This is a genomic window from Thalassotalea sp. PLHSN55 (assembly GCF_052030545.1).
Lineage (GTDB): Bacteria > Pseudomonadota > Gammaproteobacteria > Enterobacterales > Alteromonadaceae > CANMXU01.
In genome coordinates, this window is record NZ_JBPDIH010000001.1 from 129,742 (window position 1) to 148,894 (window position 19,153).

Here is a 19,153-nt window from a genome sequence, read left to right on the forward strand (position 1 = left end):
TTACCTTATCAAAAGTGATTTTTTATTTGCTTGTCGAAGATCATGCTTTAGAAGTTTTGCTCAGTGAATAATTGATTTAAATCAATTGAGATAAAGATATGTGATTTATGTCAAAAATATCGAGAGATTTGTTAACAGGAGGTGTGTATGAGGATAATTTTTATTCTTTTTATAGCTTTTTTGTCTTGAAGAGACAACTTTTATAATAGAAATGTTATTATTTTTAAATCGAAGAAATTGATATTAGCAGTGTGTTTCACGCTGTTAAGCGGATTAAATGGAGCATTATATGAACAATTTAGTTGTAATTACCGGAGCAAATCGTGGTATAGGTTTGGCACTTAGTCAGCAATTTTTAGCGCAAGGAGATAAAGTTGTTGCCCTGTGTCGAAAGACATCGACCGAGTTAACTCAATTAGCCGCAACGAACGAGCTAAAAATAGTTGAAAACATTGACGTGGCAACAGCACAAGGCATTGATAACTTAACCACTGCTTTATCAGGCGTACAAGTTGATGTTTTAGTATGTAATGCTGGTATTTTACGTGATGAAAGTTTAACTGATTTTAATACGGAGACAATTCGTGAGCAGTTTGAAGTTAATGCCTTGGCGCCATTATCTGTTGCTCATGCATTGCAAACGAACTTAGTGTCCGGCAGTAAAATCGCGATGATCACTTCCAGAATGGGTTCTATTGAAGATAATACGTCAGGCGGCCGCTATGGCTATCGAATGTCAAAAGCTGCGCTTAATATTGCTTCGGTGTCTTTAGCGAAAGATTTAGAAGGCTCAGGCATTGCCGTAGGTATTTATCACCCAGGTTATGTGCAAACGGATATGGTTAATTACGGCGGTGATATTTCCTCGAATGAATGTGCAGGCAAATTAGTTAGCTTGATTAATTCATTAACAATGGCAGAGAGCGGAGTGTTTAAACACTCTAATGGCAGCTTATTACCTTGGTAGGGATTGTATTTGACTACCGAAAATGAAAAACGCATTTGGCAAACCGTGCAAGCGATCCCGTTTGGTCGCGTCGCTTGCTACGGCCAGATTGCCGATCTTGCTGGTTTGCCCGGTCGAGCGAGGTTAGTGGGGCGATGTTTAGCGAGTGTGCCGAAACAAGGCTGGCAAGGCAAAGCTGTGCCTTGGTATCGTGTTATCAATTCACAAGGAAAAATATCGTTGCCTGCGGGGAGCGAAGGTTTTATACGACAAACACAATTGCTGCAAGACGAGCAAGTCGTTGTCATAGGCAATAAAGTTTCATTAAAAGTCTTCCAATGGCAACCTGACTTACATGAGCTCTTATTTCATCTCGATTATTGATAAACCTCGAAAGAGCAACTGCCCCTAGCATCTAGATTCGTTAAAATTAAAACATGTGTTTGACTTTGCTGAGGGGATCTTGATAATAACTTATCTTTTATTCTGGTCTGATGAGTGAGTCAAGATGACAGCTAAACAACAAACAATGCCGGGTGTCTATGTTAACGGTAGTGGCCCTGCCATTGTGTTATTGCATAGTTCATTAAGCAGTGCCAAGCAATGGCTACCTTTAGTTGGTATGCTAAAAAACACGTTTACACTGATAAATATTGATATTTTGGGCTATGGCAAAGCGCCGAAGGTAGCAGACCCAACTAATTATAATTTTGACGTTGAAATTGACCGAATTAATTTAGCGATAAAGCAGCTAATTGGTGAGCAAAGTTTTCATTTAGTGGGGCATTCGTGTGGTGGCGCTATTGCCTTAAAGCTAGCCGTTCAAGCGCCTGAAAAGCTGTTGTCGTTGTCATTATTTGAGCCTGTGGCATTTCATTTGTTTGAACAAGGCAGTGAAAACAGGCAATTGGCCGACAGCTTTGCTGATAACGTCGCTAATAAAGATAATGTTGCTGCTGCCATTGCTTTTACTGACTTTTGGAATCAAGCGGGTTTTTTTAATGCGCTACCGGAAAAAATGCAGCAATTAATGGCGGCAGATATGCCAAAAGTTAATTTAGACTTTATCGGTTTGATTAGTGAACAATACCTACTTAATGATTTAGCAGCTATTAATTGCCCAAGTGTAATTATGACTGGCGAGTATAGTCCAGCGTTAAGTCGAGATTTAGCAAAAATGATCGCAAACGATTTACCTAATGCAAAAGAGAAAAGTTTTAAAGCAGGTCATATGGCGCCAATTTCACACGCTCAAGATGTGCAAACTTATATAGGTGAGTTCCTTAGTTCGTTATAACGACCATAAAAAAGCCCTGTCAAAGACAGGGCAAAAAAACAAAGGGGGAAAACATGTCAGAGAGGTTTATTCAATCGCTTTGGTATTTAATAAACTTTTACCATTAATTGCTATTTTTCTTGGCTTTAATGCCTCTGGTATTTCTCTTTCTAAATCAACATGTAATAAACCATTTTCCATGAAGGCACCAACAACTTTTACGTGGTCACCCAGCTGGAATTTTCGTTCAAAATTTCTATCGGCAATGCCTTGATGAAGAAATTTACGTTCCACTTTTTCTGCGGAAGGTGTTTTTGAACCGGTGATCACTAAGGTGTTTTGTTTCGATTCAATTTCTAATTCTTGTTCGCTAAACCCTGCGATAGCCATAGTGATCCGGTATTGATCTTCGGCTAATAATTCAATGTTGTATGGAGGGTAAGACGACTGTTTGTCTGCTCGTGATGCTTTATCAATTAAACCTGCAAGGTGATCAAAACCGATAAATGAGCGGTAAAGTGGGCTGAAATCTGTAGCTGTACGCATAATTCATATCCTATTATATTTAGCAATATGTTAGTTTTCATTGTCTTTTTTAGTGAGTAAGCCCAACGCATGTTGCGACTCTTAAGCTGACTAAAAAATTAAACAATGAAAAATTTAAGTGCCATTCACTATTGAACTGGCGGTTAATGTAGCCCCTTTCGGCGACTACATTATTAAAGATGGGATTGATGAATTAATTTTCAAGGAAATAATAATAAAAAATTAAAATTATTTTTTAAGTGACTGATATTTAGCTTAAAAAATTAATTGGCTTCGCCTTGTTTTTCATCTGGCTGTGCTGTGTTTTTAATATCATCAGTATTTTTGCTGGCATCTTCTGACGACTCTTTGACAGGACTAAGCGCTGCTAACGTTGCTAGTGCCATGTCATAATCTGGGTGTTTAGCGATATTGCTGACTAATTCCTTGTAGGCAATTTTTCCATCTTTATTAATAATGAAAATGGCGCGCGTTAGTAACCCCATGTCTTTAATCAGCAAACCATACTTTTGACCAAATTCACGCCATACTGAATCGGAAAGTACTTTAATTTTATCAACCTCTTCCACCTTGCAAAAACGCTTTTGTGCAAAAGGTAAGTCGTTACTAATGGTGAGTACAACCACATCGTCGGCTAAATTAGCGACTTCTTCATTAAATCTTTTGGTTTGCAATGAGCAAACACCTGTATCTAAGCTCGGCACAGCTGAAATTAGAATGGTTTTATCGGTAATGCTTGATAGTGATATTGGACTAAACGTATCGTTTACTACTTTAAAATCAGGTGCTTGTTGACCAACATCGACTTGTGTACCTAATAAGGTTACGTATTTGTCGCCAGCTTTAACAAGGTCTTTTGTTTCTGGTAAGTGTGTTTCATCGATTGCACTTGCCGATAATGGCAAAGAAAGCAAACTAAGTAGCGGTAAATAAGATAAGAAGCGAGTAAAATTCATCGTATTGCTTACTGTTAAAATTTGAATGGACATAAGCTTAACGTTGAACAAAATAAATAGCTATAGTGACTGAGTATCATTTTGCCCTGAACTCACGCCACGCTTGCTTGTTATTTAATCGTTTACGTCTAAAATCACGCTTTTAACTGTAACTCCTTTGTAAAAAAACATTAACTGTCATAAAATTAACAACAATTAAGCTATGCTTGAAAGTAGAGCAGTGCGATATTAATAATAAGCATTATCTAATATTTACCAGTATTTATTCAGCTGCTGAATTGCTTAAATTTTAGTTTACCGCAGGAACCTTTTTTGTCATGACAACCCCCTTATTAATTTGTGATGATTCAAATATGGCGCGCAAGCAAGTCGCGCGTTCATTACCCGATGGCTGGGACGTAGATATTAGCTTTGCAACTAATGGTGTAGAGGCCATTGAAGCAATAAAACAAGGTAAAGGTGATGTGCTATTGCTTGACTTGAATATGCCTGAAATGGATGGTTATCAAGTGCTTGAGGCGATTATGGCACAAGACTTACCTACCTTGGTTATTGTTATATCTGGCGACATTCAACCAGAAGCACATAAACGGGTTACCGGCTTAGGTGCACTCGATTTTATTCAAAAACCCGTCAATAAAGATAAATTAACCCAAATACTGACCGATTATGGTGTGTTTACCAAAGTAGAGCAAAGTAGCGAAGCAGTTGCAAAGCCGGTAAATACCCTTGAAGAATTATCATTACCTCCGTTAAATACCGCGCCAATTGAAACGGTTCGTGTTAGCGATACGCTTCAAAGTGAAATGAACCTTGATGATGAGTTACGTGATTGTTATCAAGAAATTGCTAACGTTGCTATGGGGCGTGCAGGAGATTTACTCGCCCGGTTACTTAACGTGTTTGTGGTGCTTCCTATTCCCAACGTGAACTTAATTGAGGTGAGCGAATTAAGTATGGCGTTATCAGCTGTTGAAAGTCATGAAAGCACCTCAGGTGTGTGTCAGGGCTTTATTGGCGCTGGCATTTCAGGTGAAGCCTTGCTGATTTTAAACGACTCAAGCTTTAAAGATGTTGCCTCACTGATGAATTATCAATCTGAAGTGGATGATGGAACCGAGCTTGAATTACTTATGGACTTAGGCAATGTGCTTATCGGTGCGTGTTTGAAAGGCTTGTCTGAACAAATTGATATGTCATTTAGTCAAGGGCACCCCGTGGTTTTAGGTCAGCATCGTCCTATTTCAGAATTAATTGTCAACAACGCTAAAAAGTGGAAACGCACCTTAGCGATTGAAATTAGCTATAATATTGAAAACTATCCAATAAAATGCGATTTATTGTTTTTGTTCACTGAAGAGTCAATGAAAACCTTAAATAATAAAATTGGCTACTTATTAGATTAATTAACACAACCTTTGTGTTAGCGGAAAAAAATATGTCACTTGAAACCGAGCAAATTAACGAATTACATTGGCTAATGGAAATGCTTCATACCATTGATGTTGGCTTAGTGGTACTTGATCGCGACTATAATATTCAAATTTGGAATGGTTTTATGGAAAACCATAGCGGGTTATTACCACGTGAAGTTAAAGGTAAAAAACTATTTTCGTTATTTGATGAAATTCCAAAAGAGTGGTTTACGCGCAAAGCTGAATCAGTATTTTTATTGAAAAATAAAGCCTTTACTATATGGGAGCAAAGGCAGTATTTATTTAAATTTAATAATTATCGCCCGATCACTGGCTCGGCTGATTTTATGTACCAAAACAGCACTTTTATTCCGCTGATCTCTGCTAGCGGCGAAGTCACACATTTATGTCTATTAATTTATGATGTAACTGATAATGCGGTCCATAAGCTTGAATTAGAGCAGGCAAATGAAGAGTTAGCCATTTTAAGTAAAACCGATGGCCTAACTGGATTGTTTAATCGCAGGCACTGGGAGCACTGCTTACAAGGCGAATACAAACGTTGGAGCCGTAGCTTAAATCCAAGCTGTTTAGTGATGATTGATATTGATAACTTTAAGCGCGTTAATGATAGTTACGGCCATATGGTGGGTGATGAAGTACTGCGTCATTTATCTGAAGTGATCAAATGCCATGTCCGAGAAACCGATGTTTCTGGTCGTTATGGTGGTGAGGAGTTTAGTATTTTACTTTCTGACACCACAGCTGAAAATGCACAAATATTTGCCGAGCGGCTACGTCAAGAAATCGAAACGGCGCTAATTAAATACAATGACATTGAGCTAAGCTACACCATTAGTTTAGGTATTGCGCAAATCACAACTGACATGAAAACCTATGAGGCGTGGATAGAAAGTGCTGATAAAGCCTTATATCAGTCTAAAGAGTCGGGTCGAAATAAAGTGACGATTTTCTAGATAACAATTAGTTGAAAATAGTAAGTGAAAGTGAAGCGCTTTATGCAAATAAAGCGCTTTTTTAATTGCTGATAAAAATAGAGGCTAATTAATTAAACGCTTTAAACGACTATACGGCGTTTGCCCAGTAACGATGGTGACTTCTGCTCTCAGTACCGCTTCTTCAAATTGAGGAACAACCTTTGTTATTTTGCCGTTATGGTCTATCACTGCCGTCACGCCATTATTGGTAGCACGTAACAAGGGACGCCCAAATTCGAGGGCACGCATTCGCGCTATTTCTAAATGTTGATGTGGGCCATGTGAATCACCAAACCAAGCGTCATTGCTCACTGTTAATAATATATCAGTATTATCGGTTAAGTTGGCGGCGAGTTGCTCCGGAAACGCGATTTCAAAGCATATCAGCGGCAGAATATTTTTACCTTTAGCAACTAGGTTCGGTTGCACGTAGTTACCACGAGAAAAGGAAGACATAGGTAAGTTAAAAAGTGGTGCAATAGGTCTTAATAAGTCTTGAAAAGGTACAAACTCACCAATGGGCAATAAATGGTTTTTGTAATATCGGTTTGGGTTGTTGTAATAATAACTGCCTTCATCACTGGTATTATCTTTTATTCCCGCAACAATTAAACCATTAAAGTATTCGCGAGAGTCGCGATAATAGTTTTGCACACCGGTAATAATGGCGCTGTTATTAAGCGCTGCTGAGCTATTTATTAAATCTAAATAATCTTGAGCGGCCGGCTCCAACACCGGAATAGCTGACTCAGGCCAAACAATAATATCAGCATCGTAGTTTGCTTTACTCAATTCTAAATACTTTAACATGGTTGGCCATTCCTGCTCGGGCTGCCATTTTAAAGATTGTTCGATATTACCTTGAATTAATGCAACTTTTATTTGCTCGTTGGTGACTTCAAGCCAAGATAATGTACTGCTGTAATAGCTACTGACAATCGTGCTAAGTATAACAACAGCACTGATAATCCTTTGTTTATTTTGATAAATATGCACTAAACATAACGACACCAATAGCACCACAAAAGTGATACCAATCTCTCCAATAATGGGGGCTAAGCTGGCGAAAGGACCATCGATTTGGCTATAACCTAAAGACAGCCAAGGGAAGCCGGTTAAAATGTTAGCGCGTAAAAATTCAGTAATTAACCACAGGATGGGTAATAACCATAAGTTGACGGTTTTTTGAGTTGAGAATTTGGCAGATAAATAACAAGCAAGTGCAGGATACAAGGCTAAGTATAAGCACAGCAGTAGCATTAAAATCAGTGAAATAATTAGTGGTAAGCCGCCAAACTGATCGATGGCAACATGTACCCAGCTAATTCCTGCAGCAAACCAACCAAAAGCAAACAATAAACCATGCTGAAAAGCGTGTTTAGGCGTTTGTTTTATTAAGAGATTAAACCATACAGGCAGAACCAAAAATGGCAGCCACCATTGTGAATACGGTGCATACGCAAGCACTAAACTTAGCCCTGATAGAAAGCTAAGCCAGTGATGTTTACTGCGTGATATCTTTAAAAGAGATTGCGAGAGCGATTTAAGCATATGCTTAGTCAGCTATTTTTCCATTGATGGTGTGGTTTTTAGGTACGCTAACTTGCAAGGTTTGAATGCGTCGACTGTCAGCAACGGTCACTTTAAATTCAAAGTGATTAATTGAAAGGTGTTCACCTTTTTTAGGCATGTGACCAAACTGGTGTAAAACAATGCCACCAATGGTATCGGCGTCTTCTTCGTCAAATTTGCAATTGAAAAATTCATTAAAGTCAGCAAGTTCAGTCAACGCTTTAACTTGGTATACATTGCTGGCTAAATGCTTAATATCTTCTTCAATTTCATCATCAGTTTCATCTTCGATTTCACCAACAATAAGCTCAAGTATATCTTCGATAGTCACTAAGCCAGATACGCCGCCGTATTCGTCAACCACAATCGCCATGTGATAACGTTTGGATCGAAACTCTTTCAGCAGTGGTTCAACCTTTTTGCTTTCAGGAATAATAATCGCTTGGCGGATCACTTCAGCTAAGGTCAGTGTTTCTTCACTGCGGTTGAATCCATATGCGAGCATATCTTTAGCAAGTAAAATGCCTTCAATATGGTCAATGTCATCATTTACGACAGGGAAACGAGAGTGGCCAGACTCGAGTACGATAGGGATAATTTCTTCAAGTGGTGAATTAATATCAAGAGTGACCATTTGAGAGCGCGGGATCATAATGTCGCGAACACGCATATCAGATACTTCCAGAACACCTTCTATCATGAGCTTGGTTTCTGGTTTGATTAAGTCTCGATCTTCTGCGTCATTTAAGACATTAACCAATTCTTCTTTATTTTTCGGCTCGCCAGTGAACAGTTGTAATGTTCTATCCCATAAGGATTTATTTGAGGAGCCGTTACTAGGGTGGGGGTTGTCGTCGCTCATAGAGCTTTTTATCTTCCTATCGATTAAAAATTAACTAGATTTCTTTATATGGGTTATTAAAGCCGAGTTTTGCTAATATGTCTATCTCTAGTGATTCCATTTCTTGCGCTTCATCATCTTCAATGTGATCAAAGCCTAATAAATGTAGGCAACCATGAATAACCATATGGGCCCAATGTGCAATAAGTTCTTTGTCTTGTTCTTTGGCTTCTTGCGCTACGACATCAACACAAATCACTAAGTCGCCAAGTAACGCGAGGTCAATACCTTCGGGTACTTCAAACGGAAAAGAAAGTACATTGGTTGGTTTGTTTTTGTCACGATATTGGCTATTAAGCTGTTGACTCTCACGACTATTAACTAAGCGAATAGTCAGCTCAAAAGGCTTATTATATTGTGCTAATACCGCTTGCACCCACAGTTCAAATTGACATTTATCTGGGATATTTTCATTATCACAGGCAATTTGTAAGTCTAAATCAATCATGATTGTTGCTAGCGGCTTGTTGTTTTTTGTCTTGCTCTTTTTGCTGTTTGATTTTATTCATTTTTTGATCAAACGCATCGTAAGCTTCAACAATACGAGCAACGACAGGGTGGCGGACAACATCTTTAGATTGAAAGAAGTTAAAGCTAACACCGGGGATGTCTTGTAACACTTCGATGGCATGACGTAGGCCAGATTTTTGATGTTTAGGTAAATCAACTTGCGTAATATCACCGGTAATTACGGCACGTGAATTAAATCCGATACGGGTGAGAAACATTTTCATTTGCTCAACCGTGGTATTTTGGCTTTCATCCAAAATAATAAAGGCGTCGTTTAAGGTTCTACCGCGCATATAGGCCAGTGGCGCTATTTCAATAACATTACGCTCAATCAGTTTTTCAACCTTCTCAAAGCCTAGCATTTCAAATAATGCATCATAAAGTGGGCGTAAATAAGGGTCGACTTTTTGTGACAAATCACCGGGTAAAAAGCCGAGCTTTTCACCGGCTTCAACTGCCGGACGTGTCAGTAAAATACGGCGTATTTCTTGCCGTTCTAACGCTTCTACAGCACAAGCTACTGCTAAATAAGTTTTACCAGTTCCAGCAACACCAACACCAAAGCTTATGTCATTGCTCAGTACGTTTTGAATATAGCTTTGTTGATTTTGATTACGTGGTTTGATCACACCGCGTTTGGTTTTAATAGTGATCATTTTCTCAAAATCAGCATCTACCTTTGTCGGCACTTGCTCAAGTACATTGGCTTCTAAAATTGCTAAGTGCAACATTTGCCCAGATACGGCTTTGGTTTGGCCTTTTACTGTATCGGTTTCTATGTATAAGTCTTTGAGTAACTTAATAACCGCATCGCAATTGTTTGGGCTACCAACGACCTTAAATTCATTGCCGCGGTAGCTAACCTCAACGCCTAAACGACGTTCAATTGTTTTTAAGTTGTCGTCCATAGGACCACAAAGATTAGCCTGGCGATGGTTATCGGCAGGCTCTAAGATAAATGTTTGACTGGTTTGTGTGCTCAAAAAGAGTTACCTACAAAAATTAAGGAGTATAAGTTGCAACGCCTAAGTCATCAGTACCTGGCATCGCGGCACTATTTGCTTGGTGATGGCTATTAGCCATAATGTCTGCAGGCGAATGAGCAACACGTAAGCCCATTTCGCTTTCTGTGCGTACTAAGTCACCGCGAAGCGAGTTGCTGTAAACATCTGTGATTTTAACATCAACAAATTGACCAATAACGGTATGCGGAGCTACAAAGTTCACAATACGATTATTTTCAGTGCGCCCACGCAGTTCCATCGGATCTTTCTTTGAAGGTCCTTCCACTAAAATGCGCTGTTCTGTACCTAACATTTGACGAGCAATACGTAGTGCTTGCTGATTAATTCTGTCTTGCAATAGTTGCAGGCGATCTTTTTTGGTTTGATCGCTAACATCATCAGGTAAGTCTGCTGCTGGCGTGCCTGGACGTGCGCTGTAAATAAAGCTAAAGCTTAAATCAAAATCAATAGCTTGAATTAAGTTCATGGTATCTTCAAAGTCTTGATCTGTTTCACCAGGGAAACCGACAATAAAGTCAGAAGACATACATAAATCTGGACGCGCTTTTTTCAGTTTTCGAATTTGTGATTTATATTCTAGCGCGGTGTGATTACGTTTCATCTGCGTTAAAATACGATCTGAACCACTTTGCACAGGTAAGTGCAAGTGACTAACAAGCTCTGGCACATCTTTATAAACTTCAATGATGTCGTCGGTAAATTCTACCGGATGTGAGGTAGTATAACGAATACGGTCAATGCCATCGATGGTGGCGATTAAACGTAGTAATTCTGAAAAGCGACAAATACCATTATCGTGGGTATCACCGCGATAAGCATTTACGTTTTGACCTAATAAGTTAACTTCACGCACGCCTTGCTCGGCAAGTTGGGCAATTTCATATAAGACATCGTCTAACGGACGTGAAACTTCTTCACCACGCGTATAAGGTACAACACAGAAGGTACAGTATTTACTACAACCTTCCATGATAGAAACAAAGGCACTTGGGCCATCAGCTGTTGGTTCAGGTAAACGGTCAAATTTTTCAATTTCAGGAAAGCTCACATCAACCACTGGACTTTTTTCGCCAGTAACTTGCTGGATCATTTCAGGTAAACGGTGCAAGGTTTGTGGACCAAATACCATGTCAACAAATGGAGCTCGTGCGCGAATAGCATCACCTTCTTGTGACGCAACACAGCCGCCAACACCAATAAGAAGATCAGGATTGTCTTTCTTAAGGTTTTTCCAACGACCTAGCTGATGAAATACTTTCTCTTGTGCTTTTTCTCTAATTGAACACGTATTGAGTAAAATAACATCAGCATCTTCTGCTTCCTCAGCCAACTCATAACCATGAGTTGAGTCTAAAAGTTCTGCCATTTTCTGAGAGTCATACTCGTTCATCTGACAGCCCCAGGTTTTGATATATAGCTTTTTACTCATTAATAACGTGCCTAAATTCAATTGAGTCAATAAAAGGAGGCGTATTTTATACCAACTTGTGCACTAAATCGAGCATAGTGAACAAATTCTAACGCATTGGTTATATCGCTTAAGACCTTTGTTTTAGTAGGGGTAAGCTAACTTATTGACATTAATGGGATCGAAATCACTAACTGGCTACCTTTTTCATGTTCGTCGAAGGTATTGACCGATGCGCTATATTTATTGGCAATTTGCCGGATGTAGTACATTGCCATGTCGAACTTAACTTTGCTTTTGAAGCTAATAAAGCTGTTTTCATTATCGCTAATCGTTAGCCAGATTTTATTCTTAAATTCTTGAATAATAACGTGATAACTGCTTCCATTACCGTTAATTATTGCCGATGTTAATGCTTCGTACACTATTTTATAGATATCTGATTGCAGCTCGTAACTTAGATTTTTTTCGTTGATCTCAACTTTCGTCGATATTTCAATATTAAATTTTTTGTGTAGATAATCGCCTAAATAAGGCAAGGCAATGTTGAGGGATTTACCTTCTAAATTGTCAGGTTCATCGCTTTGAATTTGCCCGTCTAGCTCAGCAAGCGCTTGATGTATCATAGATCGTGCTTGATGTACTTGTTTTAGCGCCTCTTCATCTTGTATTGTATTTAACAATTCAATAGCACTGGTTAAGCTTTTATTTATGTTCAAAGAGGTTTTACTGCGTTGACTGACATCTTTTGCCAACAGTTCATGAATTTGCCTTATTGAACGAGCGCGTAAATATAACAACCAAAAACATAAAATAAGTACACCAGTTAAAGTCACGGCATAAATTATTTTCATTTTTGGCGTCCAATAGGGCGGGTAGGCGACATTGATTTCGGCAAATGCTTGGTGATTACTCCATTGCCCTAAGCTATTGGTACCTTCGACAGTAATTTTGTAATTGCCCGATGCTAAGCCTGTTAAGGTCAGTTGGTTGCCATTAATTGCATGCCACCTGCCATTGTTTATATGGTACCTAAATTGTTTGGGCTGACCTTTTCGATAATCAGAACTTGTTAACTCAAAGGCAATAACTTCATTGGTGGATTTAACGTTAATTGATTTGTTTTCAATGAAATACTTGCCTGATATTGTAGTTTTTCCAATGTGAATTTGTGCGTGGTAATAGTCAGTTCTGGTCAGTGGCACTTCTAAAATTCCGCCGTAATGAGCGGCAAAAATATGATTATCAAACAACACAGGTTCACTTGAAAAGCTTAAGTCTTCGGTGTTGGGAACTAATGTCATTTGGTAATCTTGCGGATTAAGTTGATACAAACCTTGCTTTGTTGGCACCCAAACATAGTCCTTAAGTGCTCGAATATAGGTAAAGTTCATGTCTTTGGCGATATGCGCTAATATTTCTTGATTGCGGTTAAAAACAAAAATGCCATCGCCATGGGTTGATGCAAAAATTTTATTTTGACTTTGCGTAAGAGAAATGACCTTGCTGGTGATGGGTAAGGTGATATTACTCATTTGTCGTGTTTGCGTATTGAATACATCAATGCCATTTGCTGTTGCTAGCCACAAGGTTTCATCGGATATTGGCAACAGATCAATAATTTCAGTTGAGCTGAGCTTAGTCGTATCATTAACGGCGCTGATGACTTTTTGCGCCTTTATATCGTAAATAATGAAACCATTTTCATCTGTACCTATGTATAAATGTTGATGCCGATGTGCAAGCTTTAATAGAATTTGCTGATTATTTTCTATATCAACTTTTGTTAGTGCTCTCTTTTGACCATGGTATTTCCATAGTCCATCAAAAGTGGCGATATAAATGTCGTTACCTACAGTTTGTAAGTCCATGACTTTAAGTGCTTTGTCGGTAAAAAAGTCGTTAATGTTGTCGGGCAAAAAATTGTTATTGGCATTGAAGTCATAAATTCCTGCACCATAACTTCCTAATACTAGGTGACTATTTAAGGGGGTAATTTCAATCGCGTTTTCGGCACCTGTATCAAAGGTTTTTTCATGTCGAATATTATACGCTTGTGATAACTGGAGGATTTCTTGACTATTTAACAGCCATAAAACGCCGGAAGTATCGTGAAATAACCGTTGTGCTTTTATTTTCTTGTCAGGGCTATAGTGATGCGGAATCTCGGTTAATGTGTGGTTTAACAGGGTGATTTTTCCGTTAATATCTAAACTATACACCCCACTTAAATCATTGGCGGCAGTCATCGCCTGAATTGGATTTTCAAGGGGGATTTTTATTGTTTGCTGGTGTTCATCAAGTGCAATTAGCTCGTTGTCAGTAGCGACTATTATTTTATTTTTAATAACACTCACTTGTTTTATATTACTGGTAAAAAAGGGGCGTATGTTATCGCCAGTAATTTCATAAATACCAAGGTTATTGAAGAAAAACAAACGTTTTTTAAAAATAAAAAACTCGTCAAGCGCAATAGACTCGCCAAGTAGTTGAGTACTTTCGCTCTTAGGTTGATATCGATAGATCGCTTTAGGAGATACGGTATAGGCGTAATATTGCTGTTGGTATTTTATCGCGTTATAAATGGTATTATTGCTAATGGTTAAATTAATTTGCGCCTTTTCACCCGTTCTAGGGGCTACTTCCCATAAGCCTTGGCTTTCTGTACCAACTAATAGTTTATTGTCAGCTTTGCTAATGCTATGTGTCCAGTTAAATGGCATTTTCCATTGAGGATTGTTACTGGCAAAATTAATGATTGAATTGCCGTCGTAGCGAGTTAACCCTTTTTGGCTACTAAGCCAAATAAACCCTTGATCGTCTTGGGCAATATCAGTAACGTTTTTTAGTTGAGATATACTCGCAACTTGATTGGCAAAACTGGTACTCGCAAAGAAAATTAATGAGGTGAAAATAAGAGAGCTAAGTGGCAACGGCAAATACCACTTGCTTAACGGCTGACTATAAAATGCTATCGAAGTGCGGCGCGTCTTGGTGTCGTCTAGTGCCACACGCCGCATATACTTTAGGTAATTCATTTTCACTAGAAGGCTTTTGAACCAATAGATAGGTTGGCTTTCTAGGGTCGTCTTCGTGTTGTTTATTTGCCCACGCTTGGCGAATTTTTTCAGCATGTTCCTTGCCGTATTTTACTTCGAAGGCTGTGGCAACAATTTCTACACCAAAGTCGTCCATAACCATCATGGTATTATCATGGTATCCACTTGTGGTATTAAAATCTATATCTACCGTCAAAATGTTATTTTCAGGTAACACCAAATCGGCTCTTAACTTTGCAACAACCGCACGATCGGGTTGAGCAACTAAGTTAGTGCGATTGGGTTTGTTGGTAAAGTCGTAAACAAGGTTAATATCTTTGGCAATGCGGTTTTCTTCATTTCTTATGGCTGACATAATTATTCCTTAATCGTATCAATTTAAAATGGATGGCTTGATAGCCAAAACTAACTATAGGCGAAAGAAATCAAAATGTGAAAAAACGGTGTGTTTTTATTCAGGTGGAAAAGTTCGAATATTGTCGATAACTTAGATAGAATTGATAGCTAAAGGTAGTAATAAAAATAACTTATGAAAAAATTTGATTGTGTAGTCATTGGTGGGGGTATGGTTGGCGCGGCAAGTGCGCTGTCTTTGGCTCAACTCGGCTTGAAAATTGCGATGGTTGAAAAGTTTGCGCCGAAAGCATTTGCTGCTGAGCAAGTGTTTGATTTGCGTGTATCGGCTATTTCTCTTGCTTCACAACATTTGTTAACGCAATTAGATGCTTGGCGAGGAGTCGAGGAGTCGCGATTGTGTCCTTATAAACGGTTAGGTGTTTGGGAAAACGCTAGCGCTTATACTGAATTTAATGCCCAAGACATTGAACAGCCATATTTAGGCCATATTATCGAAAACCGCGTGTTGCAACTTGCTTTGTGGCAAAAAATTGCAGAGCACAAAAATATCACTTTGTTTTGTCCTGACACCCTAGTGAACTTTGAAGAAAGTGAAAACCAAGTGACAATTGAGCTCGAGTCTGAGGTGATTGAAGCTCGCTTATTAATTGCCGCAGATGGCGCTAATTCAAAAGTACGACAACGTGCAGGAATTGGCATTACCGGCTGGGATTATGCCCAATCGGCTATGTTAATCAATGTCGAGACTGAATTATCACAACAAGATATTACCTGGCAGCAATTTTTCCCAACCGGCCCTGTCGCTATGTTACCGCTGCCTGGAAATAACGCCTCGCTTGTTTGGTATCATCAAAAAGATGAAATTAAGCGGTTAAGTGCTTTAACTCATGAGCAGCTTGAACGAGAAGTGCATGAAAGTTTTCCTGAGCGCTTAGGGAAAATTAAGGTGATTGATAAAGCCGCATTTGCCTTAACTCGCCGCCATGCAAACCACTATTTTTCAGGACGGGTCGTATTAGTCGGGGATGCAGCACATACTATTAATCCGATGGCTGGACAAGGTGTAAATTTAGGCTTTAAAGATGTAAAAGCGTTGCAAACTGTTTTTGCAACAGCAATTGGTGAAGGAGATTGCTGGCATGATCAAAGTACCTTAGTAAAGTATCAGCAGGCCAGACGCGCTGATAATTTATTAATGAGCTCAACCATGGATGCCTTATACGTGGGCTTTTCTCACCCATCACCTTTGGTTAAGTTTGCGAGAAATGCCGGTTTAGCTATCGCTAATCGAGCACCTTATCTTAAAAACAAAGCCTTAGCGTATGCCTGCGGATTATAATTTTTCTACTTAACTAAGAGTTAATAAATCACAATGTTAACTCTTACGTTCTTTTTACAGCATTTAAACCTACAATATTTTATTCCTTAGCTGTCGAGCACCTTCGCGTATCTAGCCATCCATTTTGTGATGATTTTACATGCTTGGTTATAAAAAATTTTACTAAAGAAAAACAAATGCTACGGGATGAGAGACTTGAACGCTCACATCTTGCGATACTGGAACCTAGTTGTCTAACACAGTAGCGCGTCTAGTAATTCACATAACTAGATGTGGTTTGGCACAATTGAGTTTAAAAATAGGAAATTATTAAAAATAAATAGGAAGTAAATAAGGTAAACAAAGGGAAAAACAAATGGTACGGGAGGAGAGACTTGAACTCTCACATCTTGCGATACTGGGACCTAGTTGTCTAACACTGTAGCGCGTCTACTAATTCACATAACTAGATGTGGTTTGGCACAATTGAGTTTAAAAATAGGAAATTATTAAAAATAAGTAGGAAGTAATTAAGGTAAACAATGGGAAAAACAAATGGTACGGGAGGAGAGACTTGAACTCTCACATCTTGCGATACTGGAACCTAAATCCAGCGCGTCTACCAATTCCGCCACTCCCGCATTTTGTGTGCCTAAAATATCATAGCTAAAGCGTAGCATTGACTATTTTAGTTCAGATTACTATCTGAATAATTCTGACCTAAACGAGGTAATTGATTAGGTTTAAGTGAAGAGAGTGGCTGGGGTACAAGGATTTGAACCTTGGAATGACGGGATCAAAACCCGCTGCCTTACCGCTTGGCTATACCCCAACAGGAGTCTCTTACTTAGGTTACATTGACTTTCATTGCTCTGAATATTATTAGAATATTACTAATGAGAAAGAAAGTGGCTGGGGTACAAGGATTTGAACCTTGGAATGACGGGATCAAAACCCGCTGCCTTACCGCTTGGCTATACCCCAACAATGTAACTTTCTTCGCAACTGATGTTGCTTGAAATGGTACGGGAGGAGAGACTTGAACTCTCACATCTTGCGATACTGGAACCTAAATCCAGCGCGTCTACCAATTCCGCCACTCCCGCATTTCAATACTTTCTAAGAGATAGAAATGGTGGCTACACCGGGATTTGAACCTGGGACCCCATCATTATGAGTGATGTGCTCTAACCAGCTGAGCTATGTAGCCTTTCCATCTTGCCTCTCAGCAAGTGGCGCGTATTATGCAAATCTGATTGGCTCACGTCAACCGTTTTTTTAGAAAAAAGATGACTTTTTATTTGTTTGATTAAAGAGTCGCCAAATTGGTTGTAATCTAAGCGAGCAATAGGGAAATATTGGCGATAATGCGTATTAGTCGTCTAATTCAGTGTACTGAAAATGAATGATACAGGTTTTAGGTTCGTCTTTTTATTTTTATCGGCGCAAGTTTTTAAAGTTGATGTAAAAATGAGGTTATCTTTTCTTTAATATTTGGCGCAGAGAAGGTATCAATCAAAAAAGCGCCTGATGTAAAGTTAAGATCTATTCGCTTAGAAAATAAAAAGCGGCCTTCGATGACCGCTATTTGTAAAACGCCTAAAAAGAGTTAACGTCTTTTTTGACGAGAAGGCTTAGTTTTTGGCCTATTAGGTCTTGGTCTTTCTATTTTAGGTGGGTTAACAATGATAATGTCAGTATGGTTACGTCCACGAGGACCGTAATACATTGGGTAACCATACCCGACACCCATACCATAACTGACAGAACCACTAACTGATGTATTTTCACACCCTGTTAAGCTTAATCCAGAAAATAAGACAGTAGATGAGATTAAAAGTAGCTTTAGATATTTCATTATTCACTCTCCTGCTGCGTTAAGCCTAATAAGGCCCCACTTGGATCTGCGATAATAGCTAAACCTCTACCTTGTGGTTGATATACTATTTCGGCACCATTTTTTACTGCTAGCGCTAATGTGTTGGTTAAATTATTAATTTCAAGAAAGTTAACCCAACGATTACGTTGCTCGAAAGACAATGGGAGTTTGACGATACTCGCCATGACTTCATCTTGTTGTGATAAGTAATAGCTATCTTGGGTTTGATCTACTTTTTCTGCGGTGTAATTCAGTGATGCTTGATAAAAAGCCGCTGATTTTTTTGTATCGACACTAAATAATTGTGCCCAACTCCATTTATTACTTATTTTTTGTGTAGAAGCGCCTGAACTGGGAAGATCGAGTAACGCGATAACGCCGCCTTGTGGGTCTGCTATTACCGCTCTTTTGCCATACAGTGAAAAGTCATGCGGCTTTAGAATAATTGTGGCGTTATTCTCTGCTGCTTTACTGGCTCGAGTTGCTACATTGTCGGTTTTAACACTGCCAACCCAAAGTGCACTTTCCGTTTTATTTCGTTGGGTTGAACGCGTGAGTACTCCGGCTATTGCTTGTTCATTATCAAACAGTAAGTGATAGCGCTCATGTTGTTTATCAAAGTGCTTAACAGTCCAGCCGAAAGTGTTGGTATAAAACTCAATTGATGCATTAACATCGCTTGAATATAAATCCGCCCAGATGAGTTTACCTTCAGCTTTTGGCTGCTCAGCTATCGGTAGCTGGGTATTTGCGATAGTTAAAAAAGAGCAGGAGAAAAGCAAAGGGAAAAGTGTTGCTAATAAATATTTGGTCATTATTTTCACTTTAAAAATATCCTTATTAAATGTTGCTTTTCACTATACGTGTTTCCATTCGTTAAGCTATTTTTATATTGAAAATTATCAAATAAGCACTTTTAACGTGATTTAAATCATTGGCGTGTTTCTATTATCGGGAGAGTTATTAATGGAAATTAATCGTTTAAGC

16 protein-coding genes and 5 tRNA genes are annotated in these 19,153 nt (G+C 38.8%); 6 read left to right on the forward strand and 15 right to left on the reverse strand.

Going from position 1 to position 19,153, the window contains the following annotated elements:
• Positions 1-289 precede the first annotated feature (289 nt).
• The 3 genes from ACRRSQ_RS00630 to ACRRSQ_RS00640 all read left to right on the forward strand — a co-directional run bounded on the left by ACRRSQ_RS00630 (position 290) and on the right by ACRRSQ_RS00640 (position 2,243).
• Positions 290-967, forward strand: a complete 678-nt coding sequence (locus tag ACRRSQ_RS00630; protein ID WP_440873756.1) for an SDR family oxidoreductase — start codon at positions 290-292, stop codon at positions 965-967.
• A 9-nt stretch (positions 968-976) separates the two neighbouring features.
• The gene (locus tag ACRRSQ_RS00635) at positions 977-1,330 is read left to right on the forward strand and encodes an MGMT family protein (RefSeq protein WP_440873757.1); all 354 of its coding nucleotides are present in this window, start codon (positions 977-979) and stop codon (positions 1,328-1,330) included.
• Positions 1,331-1,454: 124 nt separating this feature from the next.
• The gene (locus ACRRSQ_RS00640) at positions 1,455-2,243 is read left to right on the forward strand and encodes an alpha/beta fold hydrolase (protein ID WP_440873758.1); all 789 of its coding nucleotides are present in this window, start codon (positions 1,455-1,457) and stop codon (positions 2,241-2,243) included.
• Between the two features lie 66 nt (positions 2,244-2,309).
• On the opposite strand, the gene ACRRSQ_RS00645 is transcribed toward ACRRSQ_RS00640, so the two are convergent.
• Together ACRRSQ_RS00645 and tpx are read right to left on the reverse strand one after the other, a co-directional pair.
• A complete protein-coding gene (locus tag ACRRSQ_RS00645; protein WP_440873759.1) occupies positions 2,310-2,768 on the reverse strand; it encodes an Hsp20 family protein in 459 nt (152 codons plus the stop codon).
• 263 nt (positions 2,769-3,031) lie between these two features.
• Positions 3,032-3,724, reverse strand: a complete 693-nt coding sequence (tpx, locus tag ACRRSQ_RS00650) for a thiol peroxidase (protein ID WP_440874248.1) — start codon at positions 3,722-3,724, stop codon at positions 3,032-3,034.
• Positions 3,725-4,041: 317 nt separating this feature from the next.
• Here tpx and ACRRSQ_RS00655 point away from each other — a divergent pair, with 317 nt between their 5' ends.
• Together ACRRSQ_RS00655 and ACRRSQ_RS00660 are read left to right on the forward strand one after the other, a co-directional pair.
• The gene (locus ACRRSQ_RS00655) at positions 4,042-5,130 is read left to right on the forward strand and encodes a response regulator (RefSeq protein ID WP_440873760.1); all 1,089 of its coding nucleotides are present in this window, start codon (positions 4,042-4,044) and stop codon (positions 5,128-5,130) included.
• 32 nt (positions 5,131-5,162) lie between these two features.
• The gene (locus ACRRSQ_RS00660) at positions 5,163-6,116 is read left to right on the forward strand and encodes a diguanylate cyclase (RefSeq protein ID WP_440873761.1); all 954 of its coding nucleotides are present in this window, start codon (positions 5,163-5,165) and stop codon (positions 6,114-6,116) included.
• Positions 6,117-6,200: 84 nt separating this feature from the next.
• Here the strand turns inward: ACRRSQ_RS00660 and lnt are convergent, their stop codons facing one another.
• The 7 genes from lnt to ACRRSQ_RS00695 form a co-directional block, all read right to left on the reverse strand.
• Positions 6,201-7,688 (reverse strand): apolipoprotein N-acyltransferase, encoded by a 1,488-nt coding sequence (gene lnt / locus ACRRSQ_RS00665; protein ID WP_440873762.1) that lies wholly within the window; start codon positions 7,686-7,688, stop codon positions 6,201-6,203.
• A 4-nt stretch (positions 7,689-7,692) separates the two neighbouring features.
• Positions 7,693-8,571, reverse strand: a complete 879-nt coding sequence (locus ACRRSQ_RS00670) for an HlyC/CorC family transporter (protein WP_440873763.1) — start codon at positions 8,569-8,571, stop codon at positions 7,693-7,695.
• 34 nt (positions 8,572-8,605) lie between these two features.
• Positions 8,606-9,058 carry an rRNA maturation RNase YbeY gene (ybeY, locus tag ACRRSQ_RS00675; RefSeq protein ID WP_440873764.1) on the reverse strand — a complete coding sequence of 151 codons (453 nt, stop codon included), beginning with the start codon at positions 9,056-9,058 and terminating at the stop codon, positions 8,606-8,608.
• Positions 9,051-10,103: a PhoH family protein gene (locus ACRRSQ_RS00680; RefSeq protein WP_440873765.1), complete on the reverse strand. Its 1,053-nt coding sequence runs from the start codon at positions 10,101-10,103 to the stop codon at positions 9,051-9,053. Before ACRRSQ_RS00680 ends, ybeY begins: the two co-directional genes overlap by 8 nt.
• 19 nt (positions 10,104-10,122) lie before the next feature.
• Positions 10,123-11,574, reverse strand: a complete 1,452-nt coding sequence (miaB, locus tag ACRRSQ_RS00685; protein WP_440873766.1) for a tRNA (N6-isopentenyl adenosine(37)-C2)-methylthiotransferase MiaB — start codon at positions 11,572-11,574, stop codon at positions 10,123-10,125.
• A gap of 137 nt (positions 11,575-11,711) precedes the next feature.
• Positions 11,712-14,564 carry a ligand-binding sensor domain-containing protein gene (locus ACRRSQ_RS00690; protein WP_440873767.1) on the reverse strand — a complete coding sequence of 951 codons (2,853 nt, stop codon included), beginning with the start codon at positions 14,562-14,564 and terminating at the stop codon, positions 11,712-11,714.
• Positions 14,515-14,967 carry a hypothetical protein gene (locus ACRRSQ_RS00695; protein WP_440873768.1) on the reverse strand — a complete coding sequence of 151 codons (453 nt, stop codon included), beginning with the start codon at positions 14,965-14,967 and terminating at the stop codon, positions 14,515-14,517. The genes ACRRSQ_RS00690 and ACRRSQ_RS00695 overlap by 50 nt, the downstream gene beginning before the upstream one ends.
• A gap of 174 nt (positions 14,968-15,141) precedes the next feature.
• Between ACRRSQ_RS00695 and ACRRSQ_RS00700 the strand changes: the two genes are divergently transcribed.
• A complete protein-coding gene (locus ACRRSQ_RS00700) occupies positions 15,142-16,308 on the forward strand; it encodes an FAD-dependent oxidoreductase (protein WP_440873769.1) in 1,167 nt (388 codons plus the stop codon).
• A gap of 535 nt (positions 16,309-16,843) precedes the next feature.
• On the opposite strand, the gene ACRRSQ_RS00705 is transcribed toward ACRRSQ_RS00700, so the two are convergent.
• The 6 genes from ACRRSQ_RS00705 to ACRRSQ_RS00730 form a co-directional block, all read right to left on the reverse strand.
• A tRNA-Leu gene (locus tag ACRRSQ_RS00705) sits at positions 16,844-16,928 on the reverse strand.
• A gap of 116 nt (positions 16,929-17,044) precedes the next feature.
• Positions 17,045-17,119, reverse strand: a tRNA-Gln gene (locus tag ACRRSQ_RS00710).
• A gap of 77 nt (positions 17,120-17,196) precedes the next feature.
• A tRNA-Gln gene (locus ACRRSQ_RS00715) sits at positions 17,197-17,271 on the reverse strand.
• Positions 17,272-17,308: 37 nt separating this feature from the next.
• Positions 17,309-17,393 (reverse strand) — tRNA-Leu (locus ACRRSQ_RS00720).
• 27 nt (positions 17,394-17,420) lie between these two features.
• Positions 17,421-17,497, reverse strand: a tRNA-Met gene (locus ACRRSQ_RS00725).
• A 647-nt stretch (positions 17,498-18,144) separates the two neighbouring features.
• Entirely contained in the window at positions 18,145-18,981 is an 837-nt protein-coding gene (locus ACRRSQ_RS00730; RefSeq protein ID WP_440873770.1) for a VOC family protein, read from the reverse strand.
• Positions 18,982-19,153 lie beyond the last annotated feature (172 nt).